Source organism: Amycolatopsis thailandensis (assembly GCF_042723255.1).
Classification (GTDB): domain Bacteria; phylum Actinomycetota; class Actinomycetes; order Mycobacteriales; family Pseudonocardiaceae; genus Amycolatopsis; species Amycolatopsis thailandensis.
The window spans coordinates 1-16,862 of the sequence record NZ_JBHXJK010000163.1; the positions used below are offsets into that span (position 1 = coordinate 1).

The window sequence follows — 16,862 nt, forward strand, 5'->3', positions numbered from 1 at the left end:
AGCCACTTTCGGGACACTGGGCGTCTCGAAAGTGGCTTTCGCGACCCGTCGCACCGAGTCCACTGAATGCCCCTGGCCGCCGGGCCGACGCGATCCCGACACCACCCACTCACACGACTTTGCCGAGACCTTCAAGGTAGGCAAGGAGGCCTTCACGGACCGGGGGAGACCGCCGGCAGCGGTCGATGATCGAAAACGACCCCGGGCGTTCTGGACCCGTTCACCCGAACGGTGCTGGTGTATCGTCCCGGAATGCGTCACCTGGTACCCCATTCAGCCCTGAAAACCCTGGGCCGATCGGCCCGAGGCACCGTCGGCCGTGGCCTGCACCGGCTCGCCAGGCGATTCCATGATCCTTATACGGAGGAACTGGAACGAGTCGCCGCGGAACTGCGCGCGGAGATCATCCGGCAAGGGGATCGCTGTTTCGATCGCGTCATCGAGTTCGAAATCCGCAGCCGCCGCGACATGATCTACGCCGGTGATCAGGAGGCGGCGCGGGACAGCAACCGCTTCGCCCGTGAGCACCTGACCGGGACCAAGCACTTCGCGCGTCCACAAGAGACACTCGCGTACGCGCTTTCCCTTGCCCCGTCAGGCGGAATGGCGCTCGAGTTCGGCGTCGCCAGCGGGAACACGCTGCGCGTGATCGCCAAGGCGCGCGGGGGTGTCGAGACCTACGGATTCGACTGGTTCCAAGGATTGCCGGAGAACTGGCTCAACGGGATGCCCGCCGGTTCGTTCGCGCGCGACGATCTGCCGGACGTCCCCGGCGCCGAACTGGTCGTCGGCCTCTTCGCGGACACCCTTCCCGGCTTTCTCGAGAAGCACGAAGGTGTCGTCGATTTCCTTCACGTGGACGGCGATCTGTACAGTTCGGCGAAAACCGTGCTGGATCTGGCCGGACCGCGGCTGCGGCCGGGCAGCATCGTGCACTTCGACGAGTTCTTCAATTATCCCGGCTGGCAGCAGCACGAGCACAAGGCCTGGCTGGAATACGTCGAACGTACCGGCGTCGAATTCGAATACGTGGCCTACACCTACGCCGACAACCAGGTCACCGTGCGGATCACCTAGGGCGTGAGTCCGTCTTCATAGGCCCGCAACGTGTCGATGAACAGACGCCGCTCGGCCGGGGTCAGCGGCGAGAGCGCCTTCTGCCAGGCGCGGGCACCCTGGGCGAGCCAGTCGTCGATCGCCGGCCGCATCCGGTCGGTGATGGCGACGATGCGCCGCCGCCGGTCCGCCTCGTCCTCGCGCCGGTCGAGCACGTCCTTCTTGGTCAGGTCCCCGACCATCAGGCTCACCGTGGTCGGGGCTACCTCGAGCCGTTCGGCCAGTTCGTTCACCGTCATCGGCCCGTCGAAGAGCAGGTACGACAGCAGCGACAAGTGACGCGGCGCCAGCGACAACGACTGGAGTTCGTCGGGGATCTTGATCCGCTTCACGCGGCCGACCATGCGCGGCATGAGCAGCAGCAAGGCGCGCACGGCGTCGTCGACTTCCATGTCCTCGGTTGACACCGGGCACCCTCCTGGATACCTTTGCGAGCAAAGAGACTTTGCTTGCAAAGCAAAATAGCTTTCAGGATGATGCTACCTGGGGAGTACCGTTGCTGATGACCACCGCGGACGCCGGGACAGGGCGTCCTCGCATCACCCGTGTCGACTGCCGCCGTTCCGGGAGCGGGTACCTGGCGTACGCGCCGGACGCCGATTCTCCTTGGTACGAGGACCTTCTCGTCAGTCCACAAGCGACACTCGAAATCGACGGCGTCCCACACGCCGCGCGTGCCGTGCCGCTCGAAGGCGGGGAGCGGGGTTTCACGCTGCACCTGCTGGAGCTCGACGCCGCTCGCGGCCGGGCGATCGCCGATCAGCTGCTCGTCCACCACGGCGAGCTCCGCAAGGCGCTGGCGGCCGCACGGGCCGAACTCGACGGCGCGCCGGTCGCGCACGGGCCCGGGGTGCGGCGTGAACTGCTCGGCCACTGCGTCACTTTCTGCAACGGCCTGCGCATGCACCATATCCGTGAAGACGGCGCGTTCACCGCGATCGAAAAGGCCCACCCCGGACTCGCTCCGGCGCTCGCCCGGCTGCGCGAGGAGCACGAGACCGTGTCCCGCGCGCTGCTCGACCTCGATGAGTTGTTGCAAGGCGACGGAGAACTCGGAAGCGCCGCGTTGCGTGAGGAGTTCGACCGGGTCGCGAAGGGGCTGGAGGACCATTTCGCCTACGAGGAGGCGAATCTCCTCCCGGCTCTCCGGGGCGGGAGCGGTCTTCCCTAGGTGTCGCCCACCACATTATTTAGCTAACTTAGTTAGTGACTTATCTAGTAGACTACTTCGCATGGCCTCCTCATCACGTGGTTCTCGTGACGCAGACTCGTCGTCCTTTGCCGGGTCGGATCGCTCGGCCGGCCGGCGGCAGATCGAGCAGCCGGGCGTGGGCGACGCGGTGATGGAGCGCCTGCAAGAGGTAGGGACGCTGACGCGGGTGATCGAGCAGCGTCTGAGTGGCGCGTTGGGGATCAACGCCACGGACCTGGCGGCGATGGAACACCTCGCCACCGACGGCCCGCTGACAGCCAAGGATCTCGCGGACCGGCTGCGGGTCTCGACAGCGGCGAGCACGCACATCGTGGACCGGCTCGAAAAAGCCGGGCACATCGTCCGCCGCCCGCACGCGACCGATCGCCGCAAGGTGATGGTCGAGCCGGTCGCCGAGTCGATGGACCGGCTCTTCGGGCACTTGCATCCGCTGTTGCGCGGGGTGGAGGGCCTCGTCGAGGCGCTGGGCCCCCGCGACCGGGATGTCGTGAAGGCCTTCTTCGCCGGTGTCGTGCGGATCTACACGGACACGGCGGATTCCTTCCCCAAGGGCTGACACCTCACCGCGGCAGGCGAGTCGCCACACGACACCCGGGCGCGAAGGCGGGTCCGGCGTACGAACGCGCCCTCGAAACGAGCGTTACCAACGAAATCCGGAGAGAACCATGTCCACACCCGAGAAGAAGACATCGCCGCGGGCGGTGTGGTGGCTGCTGGCGACCGTGCTCGTCGTCGAGTTGATGGATCTGCTCGATTCGACGATCGTCAACGTGGCGGGACCTTCGCTGGAACGGTCCCTCGGGGCGAGTGCGGTCGGGTTGCAGTGGGTCATCGGCGGCTACGCCCTCACTCTCGGCGCGGGTCTCGTACTCGGCGGACGGCTCGGTGACCGCTTCGGCAGGCGGCCGATGTTCCTGGCCGGTCTCGTCGCCTTCATCCTCGCGTCGCTGCTGTGCGCGATCGCTCCGGGAATCGGCCTGCTGATCGCCTTCCGGCTGGTCCAGGGCTTGGCCGGGGCGATGATGCTGCCCCAATGCCTGGGCATCCTGCGCGACAACCTCGCTCCCCGGGAGCTCACGAAAGCCCTCGCCGTCTTCGGCCCGGTCCTCGGCCTCGGTGGCGTGCTCGGCCCGGTGCTGGGCGGTGCCCTGGTCGACTGGGATCTGTTCGGCCTCGGCTGGCGGCTGGTGTTCCTGGTCAACGTCCCGGTCGGCCTCGCCGCGCTGGCACTGGCCTGGCGGCTGGTGCCCCGCGGCCGCGGAACCGCGACACTGCGCCTGGATCTCGTGGGAGCCGTTCTCGTCGCGGCCGCTTCGGCCTTGCTGGTTCTCCCGCTCAACGAAGGGCAGGCTTCGGGCTGGCCGCTGTGGACGTGGCTGTCGTTGTCCGCCGCGGCGATCGGCTACGTGGGATTCGCGCTGTGGCAACGGCACGTCCTGCGCCGCGGCCGGACGCCGCTGGTCACCCCGAGCCTGTTCGGCAAGTCTTCGTTCACCGTCGGGCTGGTCGCGGTCGCGCTGTTCTTCGGCGGCCTCATCGGCACCCAGCTGGTGCTGACGTTCTTCCTGCAGCTCGGTCAGGGGTTCACCGCCGGGCAGGCCGGGCTGGGCAACCTCCCGGTCGCGCTCGGGACCGCCGTCGGCGGCACCATCAGCGGCGGGCTGCTCGCCGCCAAACTCGGCCGCCGGGTGTTGCAGGCCGGGGCCATCGTCCAGTTCGCCGGTGTCGCGTGGTTGTGGCTCGCCCTTGCCGACACCACCGGTTTCACGATCTGGCGGATCGTGCCCGGCAGCGCCGTCGCCGGCGTCGGCGCGGGAATCGTGATCGCCGCGGTGTTCAACACCGTGCTCGGCGCCGTCGACGACGACGAGGTCGGTTCCGCCTCCGGTGTCCTGTCCGCGGTCCAATCGATCGGTGGCTCGGTCGGCGTCGCGGTGTTCAGCACCGTCTTCTTCGCCGGCGCTCTCACCGGCCGGGTCACCGAGAGCTTCCGTGACGCCCTCGTGGTCCAGGCGATCGTCATCGCCCTGTTCCTGGTCATCTCACCGCTGTTCCCGCGTCGCGCCCGCCCCGATGACACCGACGACGGCACCGCGATCCCGGCGAGCGCCGCACCGGCTTCCAGCGCCACTTCGTAAGAGGGGGATCCCTTGTCCCGCAACATTTTGATCTCCGGCGCCGGTATCGCCGGACCCGCACTGGCCTACTGGCTCCACCGGCACGGGATGACCGCGACCGTGATCGAACGCGCCCCGGAACCACGCCTCGGCGGGCAGACCGTCGACCTGCGCGGCGCCGGCCGCACCGTCATCGAACGGATGGGCCTCGGACAAGCCGCCCGTGACCGCGTCACGCACGAAGAAGGGCTGCGTTTCGTCGACGGCCGCGACCGGATCCGCGCGTCGTTCGGCGCCGGCGCCCTCGACGGCGACGGGTTCGTCACCGAACTGGAGCTCCTGCGCGGCGAACTCGCGGACCTGCTTCACCGGCACACCCGCGACGACATCGACTACGTCTTCGGCGACGAGGTCACCGGGCTCGTCGACACCGGCGACGGCGTGGACGTCACGTTCCGAAACGGCGCGGACCGGCGATTCGACCTCGTCGTCCTCGCCGACGGTCTCCGCTCCCGCACCCGAGACCTCGTCTTCGCCGACATCGCCCGCATCCGCTCGTTCGGCCTGTACACCGCCTACTTCACCATCCCCCGCGCCGAGTCCGACGGCCGCTGGGCCCGCTGGTACAACGCCCCCGGCCGCCGCGTGGTCATCCTGCGCCCCGACAACCAGGGCACCACCCGCGCCACACTGTCCTTTCTGTACCCGCGAACGGGGCTCGACCGGCTGCAAGTCCCGGCACAGCAAGACTTCCTGCGCCGGCACTACGACGGCGCCCGCTGGGAAACACCGCGCGTGCTCGACGCGATGAGCGACTCCCCGGACTTCTACTTCGAATCCGTCGGGCAGCTGCGCCTCGAACACTGGTCCCGTGGGCGGATCGCCGCTGTCGGCGACGCCGCCTACTGCGCCTCCCCGCTCAGCGGCATGGGCACCAGTCTCGCGCTCGTCGGCGCCTACGTCCTCGCCGGCGAACTCGGCCGCCACCCCGACCACCGCGACGCTTTCCGTTCCTACGAAACCATCATGCGGCCCTACGCCGGCCAAGCCCAGAACGTCTCCTGGTTCGCACCCCGGCTGGCCTCCCCGAAAACCCGCATCGGCATCCGGCTCCTCAACACCATCGCCGGTCTCGCCGCCAAACCCGCGATCAGCCGGGTCACAAGCCGATTCGCCACCCCGCCCGCGGACGCCATCGACCTCCCCGTCTATCCGCAGCCATGATCAGCGGCTTTGTCACAGCTTGGGAACGAGCCGTGATCGAACTGCTGACCGAAGATCGGCGCTGCGCTCTCGGAACGCGCGGCGGGTTACTCCGAGCGGGTGAGAACGTCGGGCCACCTGGCGGGAGACACTGGTAACGAATGTCCGTTCCGGCGCGACTGATCGTTGTCCGAACCGATCGGCACGATGCCCCCGACCGGAATAGAGAACCGATGAAGCTTCGAAGAGCCTCACTTTTGTCTCTGGTGGCCGCTGTGGCCACGATCATGCTCGTCGCGCCGGCCTCCGCCGTCGCGGCCCCGTCGACCAGCGCGGTGGAGGTATCTCCGACAACTGTCCAACGTGGACAGACGTTCACCGTCTCGCAGACCGTCTACAACGCCGACGCGACGTCCACCATCGAAGGCGGCAAGGCGACGCTGTACGGCAAGGAATCCTCGTTGCCGGCGATCGTCGACCTGGTGTCCTGCCCCGGCGCGTTCGCCTGTGACATGCTCGGCGGCAGCATCCGCGGCGGCGTCGGTTCCGTGACACCCGGCCAGAGCAAGACCGTGGTGTTCACCTTCCGGGTCAAGGACGACGCCCCGCTGGGCAGTGTCACCTTGCAGCACCAGTTCGTCGGTGACAACTACAGCTTCGAGATCCTCGACGGCCCGGTGCTGACCGTCACCGGAACGCAGAGCGCCGCTGACCTCGGCGTCACGCTGACAGCGGCTCCGCGCGGGATCCTGACGTCGTCGATCGAGTACACGGTCAAGGTCAAGAACTCGGGCCCCGCCGCGGCTTCCGGGATCCGGGTGGCGTCGACCCTCGCCAACGGACTGGGCTTCAGCGGGTCCTCCGCCTGCTCGAACCCGGGCGGTACGAAGGTCGTCAACTGCGACTTCCCGTCGCTCGCGTCCGGGGCCAGTGTCACGGCCAAGTTCTCGGCGGCCGCCGGACTGCTGAGCCTCGGTCCGATCAAGACGACCGCGAAGATCACGCAGAGTTCCGTCGCCGACCCGAACGCGGCGAACAACACGTCGACGTCGACCTGCACGGCCATCACCAGCCTGCTGATCAGCTGCTAGCACCCGTGAGTGGTGAGGACGGTTGTCAAGAGAACCGTCCTTACCACTCACGAGCGCAGGCGGGCGGCGCGCGAGTGCAGATAGCGTTGGTGCGGAAGGCTTGTCGCTCGCCGGGCGGCCTCCACATAGGACTCGATCGCGCCGGCGGTCTCCCCGGCCATTTCGAGCAGGTGCGCGCGAGCGGCGGGGAGCCGGTGGTCCCCGGAGAGTCGGTCGCCGAGCTTTTCCAAGGCCGCCAGGCCTTCTCGCGGTCCACGCGCCATCCCGACGGCCACGGCGTGGTTGAGCGCCACCACGGGGTTGTCCGAAAGACGCAGCAGAAGTTCGTACAGCGCCTCGATCTGCGGCCAGTCGGTCTCTTCGGCGCTCGGTGCCTCGTCGTGTAGCGCGGCGATCGCCGCCTGGATCTGGAACTGCCCCGTCGGCCCGTGCGGCAGCGCTTCGGACAGCAGCGCGATGCCCTCGGCCACGTACTCGCCGTTCCAGCGGTTCCGGTCCTGTTCGGACATCGGGATCGGCCCGCCGTCCGGCCCCGTCCTCGCCGGACGGCGGGCGTCGATGAGCAGCATCAGCGCGAGCAGCCCGGTCACCTCGCTGTCGCCGGGCAGCAGCCGATGGACGATCCTGGCCAGCCGGATCGCTTCGGCGGAAAGCTCGGTCCGCACCAGATCCGGGCCGGACGTGCTCGTGTATCCCTCGTTGAAGATCAGGTACAGCACGTGGAGCACCGCGTCGAGCCTGGCCACGCGGTCGGCTTCCGGCGGCATGCCGAACGGGACGCCGCTGGTCTTGATGCCCGTCTTCGCCCGGCTGATCCGCCGCGTCATCGTCGCCTCGGGGACCAGGAACGCGCGCGCGATCTCCGCCGTACTGAGGCCGCCGACGGTCCGCAGTGTCAGCGCGATCTGCGACGCGGGCGACAGGGACGGGTGGCAGCACAGGAACAGCAGGATGAGCGTGTCGTCGGAGTCGGCGGCCCGCCGGTCCGCCGCCGGCGCGAGGTGTTCCTCCGGCAGCGTCCACTGGACGACGGCGTCCTCTCGACGCCGCCGCGCCTGCTCGGCGCGAAGCAGATCGGTCAGCCGCCGCGAAGCGACCGTGATCAGCCAGGCGCGAGGATTGTCCGGGCGCCCCTCGGCGGGCCACTGCGTCGTGGCCGCGAGAAGCGCCTCCTGCGTCGCGTCCTCCGCCAGGTCGAAGTGACCGTACCGGCGGACGACGGCGCCGAGGACCTGCGGCGACAGTTCGCGCAGCAGATCCTCGACGCCGCTGTCCGGCATCTAGAGCTCCAGTTCTTCGAAGCTGTCGGCGCACGGCCGGATGTCGACGTACCAATCGCGTCCGAGGTCGTGGCCCGCCGGATACGGGGTGTTCGCGAGCTTGGCCGCGATCTCGGTCGCGCGGTCGTAGCTCGCGCAGTCGACGGTCGTGTAGCCGACCAGGACCTCCTGCGTCTCGGCGTACGGCCCATCGGTCACCACGGGGGCGCCGTCACGCAGGGAGATGCGGCGCGCGTGCGCCGGCTGGGAGAGACCCTGCGCGTCGACGAACTCACCGGTCTCGACCAGCTCGTTGTTCCACTTGCCCATGAACTCGTGGAGGGCCGTGACGTCTTCGGCGCTCCAGCTGCCGCCGATGGTTTCGAGATCCTTCTGCGACCCCATCATCATGATCATGTACTTCACGGTTGTCTCCTCTCGGCGGGCACCGCCCCGGTGCCCTCTGCCGGAGACGTCGGAGCCGCCGGACAGGACCGGACATCGTTCGCGGGGAATTCTCTCCCGGTCACCGATGGCGGGCGAATCCGAGCCGATCTCCGACGGTAGCCGGTGATCACTCCACGAGAAAGGCGGGAACGCCGGGAACCGAAGACGATCCTCCGACGACTTGTGGGGCTGAATCGTGCGGCCCGGCGAGCGGAGTGAGATGCACTGGTACGAGGACGACGACCTGTGGGTCGGCTTCGCGGAAGTGATGTTCCCGCCCAGCCGGGCCGAAGAGGCCGAACGCCTGACGGCCACGTCACCGCTGCTCGCGGTCGCCGACGGCGCGAAGGTGCTGGACCTGGCTTGTGGTCCGGCGATCCACGTCGTGCCGCTGGCGAAGAGGGGCGCCGACGTGACCGGCGTCGACCTCAGCCCGGCCATGCTCGAACGCGCGCGCGAGGCCTGCGAAAGCGCGGGAGCCGCCGTGAAGCTGATCCAGGCCGACATGCTCGAATACGTCGAGCCCGGCGCGTACGACCTGATCATCAACATGTACACGTCGTTCGGCTACTTCACCGAGCCCGGCGACAACCTCACCGTGCTGCGAAACGCCTACGCCAGCCTCGCGCCCGGCGGCAGGCTGCTGATCGACGTACTCGGCAAGGAGGTCCTGGCGGGCTGGGTCGGACGGCCGAAGGCGGTCGACGTCGACGGCGGGACGGTGTTCATGCGGGACACGATCCTCGACGACTGGACCAGGCTCAGGACCGAGTGGACCCTGGTCCGCGACGGTGCCGCCAAGCAGGCGTCGATCCTGTCGTTCTTGTACAGCGCCGCCGAACTGAAGGCGCTGTTCGAGACGGCGGGCTTCACCGGCGTCGAATGCTTCGGCGACTTCGACGGCTCGCCTTATGACAACCACGCGCGCCGCTTGATCGTGCGTGGTGAACGTGCCGGCTGAACCGCTCCGCCTGTTCGCGGAGCCGGACGAAGGCACCGCCCGTCCGCTTCGGCTCACCGGTCCGGTGCTCCTGCTGTCGGCGGCGCTCGTCCTCTCGCTGATCGCGGGCATCGCGCTCGGCCCGTCGACCGTCGCCCTCCCGGATGTCCTGCGCTACCTGGGAAAGGCGATCACCGGTGGGGTCATCACCGGCGACGAGGTCACCGGGTACTCGATCGTCTGGCAGGTCCGCACGCCGCGGGTGCTGCTGGCGGCCGTGGTCGGCGCGGGGCTCGCGGTGGTCGGGGTGGCGGTGCAGGCCCTGGTGCGCAACGCGCTCGCCGATCCGTTCGTGCTCGGGATCTCCTCGGGCGCCTCGGTCGGCGCCGCCGCCGTCGTGGTGTTCGGCCTGTTCGCCGGGCTCGGCGTGCTGGCGCTGTCGACCGCCGCCTTCCTCGGCGCGCTGGGCGCGACGGCGCTGGTCTACCTCGCCGCCCGCAGCAGATTCGGCCTGACGCCGTTGCGTCTCGTGCTCACCGGGGTCGCGCTCACGTACGCCTTCCAGGCCGTGATGAGCGTGCTCGTCTACCTCTCGCCGAACGGACAGGCCGCGCAGACCGTGCTCTTCTGGCTGCTCGGCAGCCTCGGGGCGGCGACCTGGGCGTCCTTGCCGCTGGCCGCGTTCGGCGTGGCCGTCGCGATCGTGGTCCTGCTGCGCTACGGGACCGCGCTCGACGTCCTGTCCATGGGCGACGAGACCGCGATGAGCCTCGGCACCGACGCGACCGCGTTACGCCGCTGGTTGTTCCTGCTCACCGCTGTCGTCACCGGTCTGCTGGTCGCGGTCAGCGGCTCGATCGGGTTCGTCGGGCTGGTCCTGCCGCATGTGGTGCGGATGGTCGCCGGTTCCGGGCATCGCCGGGTGCTGGCCCTCGCGCCGCTGGTGGGCGCGGTCTTCCTGGTGTGGGTCGATCTGCTCGCCCGCACCCTGGTCGCGCCCGAGGAACTGCCGCTCGGGGTGATCACCGCGCTGATCGGTGTCCCGGTGTTCCTCGTCGTGATGCGGCGCCGCGGCTACGCGTTCGGAGGTCGCTGATGCTCTCACTGAACGAGCTTTCGGTCGAGGTGGCCGGATCGACGCTGATCCGCGAGCTGCGACTGGACGTCGGCGCCGGCGAGGTCGTCGGCCTCCTCGGACCCAACGGCAGCGGCAAGTCGACGGCGTTGCGCTGTGTCTACCGGGCGTTGACCCCGTCCGCCGGCGCTGTCCTGCTCGACGGCACCGACCTCGCCGAGCAGGGCCTGCGCGACACCGCGCGCCGGATCGCCGCGCTCACCCAGGACAGCCGGGCGGATCTGGACTTCACCGTCGAGGAGGTCGTCGCGCTCGGCCGGTCGCCGCATCAGCGCGGGAACCTCCGGCTTTCGGCCCGCGAACGCGCGCTGTGCCGGGAATCCTTGCGGCGGCTGGACATCACCCATCTCGCCCAGCGCAGTGTGCTGACGCTTTCGGGTGGCGAGCGGCAGCGGGTCCTGGTGGCGAGGGCGCTCGTGCAGGAACCCGAGGTGCTGGTCCTCGACGAGCCGACCAACCACCTGGACGTCCGCCATCAAGTGGAACTGCTGAAGTTCCTGCGGGACTGCGGGCTCACCGTGCTCGTCGCGCTGCACGACCTCAATCTCGCCGCCGCCGTCTGCCACCGGATCGCGTTGCTGCGCGGCGGATCGCTCGCCGCCTGCGGCACCCCGGCCGAAGTGCTCACGCCGGAAACGGTCCGCGCCGTGTTCGGCGTCGAGGTCACCCCGGTGACCCATCCCGTGACCGGCGCACTCCAGCTGCTTTACGACCTTCCCGCCGACGAAACCGAGGGGATCTCACGATGAAGCCGTCCAGGGTGACCGCGCTTTTGACCGCGGCACTGCTCCTGAGCGCCTGCGGTGCCCAGGTCGAGGCCGGACCGGCCGCGCCGGGGCAGGCCACGGTGACCAACTGCGGCGCGCAGGTCACCTTCCCGGCGCCGCAGCGTCCGGTGGCCTACGACGTCTCCGGCGCCGAGAAGATGTTCGCGCTCGGGCTGGCGGGCCGGATGCGCGGCTACGTGATGAACTCGCTCGGCGATCCGTCGATCGCGGGTTCGCCGTGGAAGGACGACTACGCCAAGGTCGAACGGCTCGGGACCTCGCGGGTCACCCGCGAGATCCTGGTCAACGCCAAGGCCGACTGGGTGATCGCGGGCTGGAACTCCGGGTTCAGCGAGGAACGCGGGATCACGCCGAAGCTGCTGGACCAGGTCGGCATCCGCAGTTACCTGCACACCGAGACCTGCTGGGAGTATCCGGCCGCGAAGTCGGAGGTGACGCCGTTGGAGGCGCTCTACACCGACCTGCGCAACCTCGGCGACATCTTCGGCGTCCGCCAGCGGGCCGACGAGCTGGTCGCGGAACTCAAGGGACGCTTCGACAAGGTCCGCGCGGGCGCGCCGAAAACGCCGCCCGCCAAGGTGTTCGTCTACGACTCCGGCACTGACCAGCCCTTCACAGCCGGGAAACACGCCGCTCCCAACGACATCATCGACGCCGCGGGCGGGACGAACGTCTTCCGCGACCTCCAGGACGGCTGGGGCAGCGTCGGCTGGGAAGCGGTGGTGAAGGCCGAACCCGAGGTGATCGTGGTGGTGGATTACGCCGATCAGCCCGCGCAGGACAAGATCGCGTTCATCAAATCCGCGCCACAGCTGAAGAACACGCCCGCCGTGCGCGACAACCGGTTCCACGTCGTCTCCTACGGTGACCTCGTGAGCGGCCCGCGCAACGCGGCGGGCGCCGAATCCCTGGCCGCTTACCTGCGTTCGATCGGCCGGTGACCGCGATGTCCGTACCGGTCCACGAACATGTCACCGACGCGATCAAGACCCCGGCGTTGATCCGGTTGGCGCCGAACATCGTGCTGGTCCGCTTCGAAACCCTGAAGGTCTACGCGGCCCTCGGCGCCGTCCGGTCGCTGCTCGCCGACGGAACCGTCCGCAAAGGACAGACGTTGATCGACAGCTCCAGCGGGATCTACGCGCTCGCGCTGGCGATGGCCTGCCACCGCTATGGTCTGCGTTGCCACATCGTCGCGTCCACCACCGTCGACCTCACCATGCGTTCGCAGCTGGAGATCCTGGGCGCGACGGTCGACCAGATGCCGCCGTCCGAAGACCTCCGCCTCGACCAGCGGCGCCGGGTCGCGCGGGTGCACGAACTTCTGGACCGGCATCCGGAAATGCACTGGATGCGCCAGTACCACGATCCCGTGCACTACCTGGGATACGGCGAAGTCGCCGACCTCGTCGCCCGCGCGCTGCCTCCAGGGCCGCTGACCGTCGTCGGCAGTGTGGGCACCGGCGCGTCGACCGGCGGGATCGCGCGGTCGCTGCGTGAACGCGATCCGGACGTCCGCCTGGCCGGGGTCCAGCCGTTCGGGAGCGTCACTTTCGGCAGCGAGCGGTTCACCGATCCGGACGCGATCATCGCCGGGATCGGCTCCGCCATCCCGTTCGGCAACGTCGATCACGAACTGTACGACCGGATCCACTGGCTGGACTTCGTGCACGCCATGGCCGCGACCATCGGCCTGATGCGTGACCACGCCGTCTTCGCCGGGCTCTCCACCGGTGCCGCGTACCTCGCCGCGGGCTGGGAGGCGGCGCGGAATCCGGAGCGGACGCACGTCGTGATCGGCGCCGACACCGGACACCGTTACACGGCAAGGGTCTTCGCCCGGCATCGCGAAGCCGTCGATCCTGCGGGACTCGCGCCGCGTGAGATCACTTCACTGGACGATCTCGCCCTGCCGTGGGCGGCGATGGACTGGCGGCGCCGCCGGTTCGGGATCCCCGCGCAGCCGTTGTACCGGAAGGAGCGCGTGTCGTGACCGTCGTCCTGTTGGAAGCACTCACCTTCGGCCTCGGCAGGCTGGCCGACGCCGCGGCCGAAGCCGGGCGGAAACTGGTGCTGTTCACCGGAAACCGTGACATCTACCGCTACGAGCTCGGCATCCTCGCACCGGACAGGGTCGAGGTCGTCGACATCGACACCACCGACATCGCGGCCTGCGAAGCCGCGCTGCGCGCCATCCCGGATCTCGCCGGGATCATCAACTCGACCGACACCTGGGCGCTGCCGGGCGCGGAACTCACCGCCCGGCTCGGCCTGCCCGGCCCGGACGCGGCCGCCGTCCGCGTGCTGCGGGACAAGGGCGCGGTGCGCGACCTGCTGTACGAACACGGGCTCACCCGCGGCACGCCGGTGCCGGCCATGGTCGCCGAAGAACTCGGATTCCCCTTGGTGGTCAAGGATTCTTCGGGAACGTCGTCACACGGCGTGTGGCTCGTCCGCGACGCGGCCGAACTCGAACGGGCCCGGCGGGAGGCGAAGAACACGCCGCTCAAAGGGCATCTGATCGCCGAACCGTACTTCGCCGGACCGCTCTACAGCGCGGAAACCGTCACCTGGCAGGGAAGGACCCGGCTGCTCGGGGTCCTCTCCCGTCAGTTGTCGCCCGAACCCGTGCGGCGAGAGGAAGCCGCCGCGTTCCCGGTGGCCTTCCCCGAAGCCGAGCTCGCCGGGCTGGCCGAGTGGATCGGCCAGGTGCTCAAGGCCGCCGGGCACGAGCAGGGCTTCGCGCACACCGAGTTCGTGCTCACCGCGGACGGGGCCGAGGTCGTCGAGATCAACATCCGGATCGGCGGCGCGATGCTCGGCGAGGCGCTGTGCCGGTCGCTCGGCACCAACGTCTATTCCGCGATGATCTCGATGGCGCTGGGAGAGGAGCCCGCTTTGCTCACCCAGGAGCTCGGCGGGGGGCCGGGGATCGGGTTCGTCCTGGCGTACCCGGCCGCGGAAGGCGTGCTCGAAGGCTGGTCCGGGCTCGACAGGCTGGCCGGTCTGCCCGGTGCGCCGGAGTGGTATCCGACGGCGAGCCCCGGTGACGAGATCCGGCACCTGACGGATCAGCGGTCCTGCACCGGGATCGTGCTGGCCGAAGGGCCGACGGCGGAACTCGCACTGCATCGCGCGCTCGCCGCGGCGGGCGGGATCACCCCGGTGATCGGTTCTTGAGCACCTCTCCGCGCAGGCCATCGGACCAGGCCCTGGCCTCGTCGCGGACGTTGTGAAAGCCACTTTCGCAACGTTGAGGGTTGTGAAAGTGGCTTTCGCAACACGTGCCCGGGTGAGTCGTCGTCTCAACTCGACGCCTGCCCACGCGACACCCCGGTGCCGGCGGACACGCGTCAGGAAGCGGGCACGCACTTCTTCGCCGCGGCCATGGCGGAAAGCATCTCCGGCGTGTCCATCTTGACCGACGCGAACGGATCGGTGGTCTCCGTGAGCGGCTTCTGCGCCGCGTCCAGTGCCTTGAGCCCGGCGTCCAGCGCGGCCTGGCTCTTGGACGCGTCCAGCTTCCGTTTTCCTTCCGCCGCCGCGTCCCTCGCCGCCGTATAACTGTCCACAAGGGACTTCCGTGCGTTGTCTCCGCCGGGAATCGGGGACGCGGGCAGCGCGTTCAGCTCGTCGACGACCTTGCCCGCCAGATCGGCGCGGACGCCGAGGTCTTCACTCAGCCAAGGTCGCGTGACCTCGACGCCGGAACCCTGTTTGCTCGCGTGCTCGTTGCTGGCCTTCACGTATCCGAAGATCGCGCCGCACATCCCGTCCAGCCAGGCCACCGTCTTGGCGTCCGGGTCGGTAGAGAGCTTGGGTGGTGTGGTAACGGTGACCGTCGCGGGCGGCGGCGCCGGGGGAGGCGTCTCACCCGAACAAGCCGCCGTCACGAAAAGGGCCCCCATCAGGGCAACGAACAGAAGTTTCGTCTTCATAGGACCTTCCCTCCGGGGTGAACACGCTCCGGAGGGGTCGTGGGTTGCCTGCCGGTTTCAGCCGCAGTCGCCCATGATCCGGGCCAGTTCACCGGGAAGCAGCGGCGGTTCCGGCAGCGGCTTCGCGGCGGGCGCGCGCATTCCGTCGAAAAGCAGGGCGAGATGGCGGCGCCAGACCTCCGGCCGGACGGCCGCGGTCGCCTCCACGGTGCGCGCGATTCCCCAGGTCACGAAGGCCATGTCCGCAAGGGTGAAGTCCTCGCGCAGGGCTCCGCTTTCCTTGGCGCGTTCGACGACCCGGGTCATGAGTTCGTATCCGCGTTCGAGGTCCTCGGCCTGCGGCGGCCGCGTCGAGGCCAGTTCGTTGTAGCCGCGATCGGCGGCCTGGAGTTCGCAGACCCGCTCGACGAACGACGTCAACCCGGCCCAGGCGTCTTCGAGGGACAACGCGTGTTCGGCCAGCTTCACGACGGTCTCGGTCCGGTCGGCGAACACGGCGTTCACCAGATCCGCGCGCTGGGGGAAGTGGTTGTACAGCGTGCCGATGCTGACTCCGGCGGTCTTGGCGATCTCTTCGAGCGCGACGTCGAGCCCGCGCACGGCGTAGAGCCCCCTCGCGGCCTCGATCAGCAGGTCGCGGTTGCGCTGGGCGTCCTTCCGCAGGGGTTTGGCCATGACCGCATCGTAGCCAAGTTGAAGGTGTCCTCAAGTTGTGTGTACCTTCAAAGAAGTTGAGGACACCCTCAACTTAATTTCCCTGGGAGGACCCATGACCAGAACACTCGCGATCTTCGGCGCCGGACCGGTGCTGGGGCTGTCGCTCGCCCGTCGCTTCGGCCGCGAGGGGTTCCGTATCGCCCTCGTCGCGCGCACCACCGGAAACCTGGACGCGCTCGTCGCCGAGCTGGACGGCGACGGCATCGAGGCGAGCGGGTTCGTCGCCGACGTCTACGAACCGGCCCGGATCGCGGCCGCCGTCACCGCCATCGGCAGGATCGACGCGGTCGCGTTCAACCCCGGCGGCGGAAACATGGGCGAGGGGATCGTGCCGGTGCTCGACGTCGATCCGGAGAACCTGCGGCTCGTGCTGGACCGGTTCCTGGTGTCCGCGGTGGCACTGGTCCGGGCCGTCCTGCCGGGCATGACCGAGCGCGGCGACGGCGCGATCCTGTTCACCGCGGGCCAATCCGGCCTGCACCCGGCGCCGTTCCTCGGCAACGTGGGCATGGCGCAGGCCGCGCTGCGGAACTACTTCCACAACCTCAACGCCGTGCTCGCCGAGAAGGGCGTCTACGCCGGGGCCGTCAACGTCGGCGCGCTGATCGAGGGCAGCGTCCCGCATCAGGTGCTCACCTCGAGCCCGCTGGACTTCGAGCCCGAGGTGATCCACCCGGATGTCTTCGCCGACGCCTTCTGGAAGCTCTACGCGACGCGGGAGTCTCCCGAGGCGCTGGTCGGGTCGTTCGGGAAGTAGCAGGGGTCGTGAGTGGAGGATCTTGACCGAGGTCGGTCTTGATCAAGCTCGGCGCTCGCTGTATCGCCACTTTCGGACCGATATCTGCTGAACCCACACCCGGCCAGGGCGGAGGGGCAGGACCAACATGGCACGGTCGAG

18 protein-coding genes are annotated in these 16,862 nt (G+C 68.9%); 13 read left to right on the plus strand and 5 right to left on the minus strand.

From position 1 onward, the window contains the following. The first annotated feature begins 252 nt into the window (after positions 1–252). Entirely contained in the window at positions 253–1,077 is an 825-nt protein-coding gene (locus ACFWMR_RS37830) for a class I SAM-dependent methyltransferase (protein ID WP_378278606.1), read from the plus strand. Here the strand turns inward: ACFWMR_RS37830 and ACFWMR_RS37835 are convergent. After that, a complete protein-coding gene (locus ACFWMR_RS37835) occupies positions 1,074–1,508 on the minus strand; it encodes a MarR family winged helix-turn-helix transcriptional regulator (RefSeq protein ID WP_093932803.1) in 435 nt (144 codons plus the stop codon). The two genes, ACFWMR_RS37830 and ACFWMR_RS37835, sit on opposite strands and share 4 nt — an antisense overlap. A gap of 110 nt (positions 1,509–1,618) precedes the next feature. Here ACFWMR_RS37835 and ACFWMR_RS37840 point away from each other — a divergent pair, with 110 nt between their 5' ends. The 5 genes from ACFWMR_RS37840 (at position 1,619) to ACFWMR_RS37860 (ending at position 6,740) form a co-directional block, all read left to right on the plus strand. Continuing rightward, positions 1,619–2,287, plus strand: coding sequence for a hemerythrin domain-containing protein (locus ACFWMR_RS37840; RefSeq protein WP_378381872.1), 669 nt, complete (start codon positions 1,619–1,621; stop codon positions 2,285–2,287). A 61-nt stretch (positions 2,288–2,348) separates the two neighbouring features. After that, positions 2,349–2,885: a MarR family winged helix-turn-helix transcriptional regulator gene (locus ACFWMR_RS37845; protein ID WP_378381873.1), complete on the plus strand. Its 537-nt coding sequence runs from the start codon at positions 2,349–2,351 to the stop codon at positions 2,883–2,885. 109 nt (positions 2,886–2,994) lie between these two features. After that, a complete protein-coding gene (locus ACFWMR_RS37850; RefSeq protein WP_378381874.1) occupies positions 2,995–4,467 on the plus strand; it encodes an MFS transporter in 1,473 nt (490 codons plus the stop codon). Positions 4,468–4,479: 12 nt separating this feature from the next. Then, complete coding sequence (locus ACFWMR_RS37855; protein WP_378381875.1) at positions 4,480–5,670, plus strand: FAD-dependent monooxygenase; 1,191 nt, start codon at positions 4,480–4,482, stop codon at positions 5,668–5,670. Between the two features lie 245 nt (positions 5,671–5,915). Further along, complete coding sequence (locus tag ACFWMR_RS37860; protein WP_378381876.1) at positions 5,916–6,740, plus strand: DUF11 domain-containing protein; 825 nt, start codon at positions 5,916–5,918, stop codon at positions 6,738–6,740. A 47-nt stretch (positions 6,741–6,787) separates the two neighbouring features. Here the strand turns inward: ACFWMR_RS37860 and ACFWMR_RS37865 are convergent, their stop codons facing one another. Together ACFWMR_RS37865 and ACFWMR_RS37870 are read right to left on the minus strand one after the other, a co-directional pair. Continuing rightward, positions 6,788–8,020 carry an RNA polymerase sigma factor gene (locus ACFWMR_RS37865; RefSeq protein ID WP_093932808.1) on the minus strand — a complete coding sequence of 411 codons (1,233 nt, stop codon included), beginning with the start codon at positions 8,018–8,020 and terminating at the stop codon, positions 6,788–6,790. Beyond that, positions 8,021–8,416 carry a YciI family protein gene (locus tag ACFWMR_RS37870; RefSeq protein WP_244199568.1) on the minus strand — a complete coding sequence of 132 codons (396 nt, stop codon included), beginning with the start codon at positions 8,414–8,416 and terminating at the stop codon, positions 8,021–8,023. A gap of 250 nt (positions 8,417–8,666) precedes the next feature. Between ACFWMR_RS37870 and ACFWMR_RS37875 the strand changes: the two genes are divergently transcribed. From ACFWMR_RS37875 to ACFWMR_RS37900, 6 genes are read left to right on the plus strand one after another with little or no spacing between them, the layout of a single operon-like run. Next, the gene (locus tag ACFWMR_RS37875) at positions 8,667–9,407 is read left to right on the plus strand and encodes a class I SAM-dependent methyltransferase (RefSeq protein WP_093932822.1); all 741 of its coding nucleotides are present in this window, start codon (positions 8,667–8,669) and stop codon (positions 9,405–9,407) included. Beyond that, a complete protein-coding gene (locus ACFWMR_RS37880) occupies positions 9,388–10,482 on the plus strand; it encodes a FecCD family ABC transporter permease (protein ID WP_378381877.1) in 1,095 nt (364 codons plus the stop codon). The genes ACFWMR_RS37875 and ACFWMR_RS37880 overlap by 20 nt, the downstream gene beginning before the upstream one ends. Beyond that, the gene (locus ACFWMR_RS37885) at positions 10,482–11,270 is read left to right on the plus strand and encodes an ABC transporter ATP-binding protein (protein WP_378381878.1); all 789 of its coding nucleotides are present in this window, start codon (positions 10,482–10,484) and stop codon (positions 11,268–11,270) included. Before ACFWMR_RS37880 ends, ACFWMR_RS37885 begins: the two co-directional genes overlap by 1 nt. Continuing rightward, positions 11,267–12,250, plus strand: coding sequence for an ABC transporter substrate-binding protein (locus ACFWMR_RS37890; RefSeq protein ID WP_378278122.1), 984 nt, complete (start codon positions 11,267–11,269; stop codon positions 12,248–12,250). Before ACFWMR_RS37885 ends, ACFWMR_RS37890 begins: the two co-directional genes overlap by 4 nt. Further along, positions 12,247–13,302, plus strand: a complete 1,056-nt coding sequence (locus ACFWMR_RS37895; protein ID WP_378381880.1) for a cysteine synthase family protein — start codon at positions 12,247–12,249, stop codon at positions 13,300–13,302. Before ACFWMR_RS37890 ends, ACFWMR_RS37895 begins: the two co-directional genes overlap by 4 nt. After that, positions 13,299–14,489: an ATP-grasp domain-containing protein gene (locus tag ACFWMR_RS37900; RefSeq protein WP_378381881.1), complete on the plus strand. Its 1,191-nt coding sequence runs from the start codon at positions 13,299–13,301 to the stop codon at positions 14,487–14,489. Before ACFWMR_RS37895 ends, ACFWMR_RS37900 begins: the two co-directional genes overlap by 4 nt. A gap of 173 nt (positions 14,490–14,662) precedes the next feature. Here ACFWMR_RS37900 and ACFWMR_RS37905 read toward each other — a convergent pair whose 3' ends face one another. Then, positions 14,663–15,247 carry a hypothetical protein gene (locus tag ACFWMR_RS37905; RefSeq protein WP_378381882.1) on the minus strand — a complete coding sequence of 195 codons (585 nt, stop codon included), beginning with the start codon at positions 15,245–15,247 and terminating at the stop codon, positions 14,663–14,665. A gap of 57 nt (positions 15,248–15,304) precedes the next feature. Next, entirely contained in the window at positions 15,305–15,922 is a 618-nt protein-coding gene (locus ACFWMR_RS37910) for a TetR/AcrR family transcriptional regulator (protein WP_378381883.1), read from the minus strand. A 94-nt stretch (positions 15,923–16,016) separates the two neighbouring features. On the opposite strand from ACFWMR_RS37910, the gene ACFWMR_RS37915 reads away from it, so the two are divergent. Next, positions 16,017–16,721 carry an SDR family NAD(P)-dependent oxidoreductase gene (locus tag ACFWMR_RS37915; RefSeq protein WP_378381884.1) on the plus strand — a complete coding sequence of 235 codons (705 nt, stop codon included), beginning with the start codon at positions 16,017–16,019 and terminating at the stop codon, positions 16,719–16,721. The last annotated feature ends 141 nt before the right edge of the window (positions 16,722–16,862 follow it).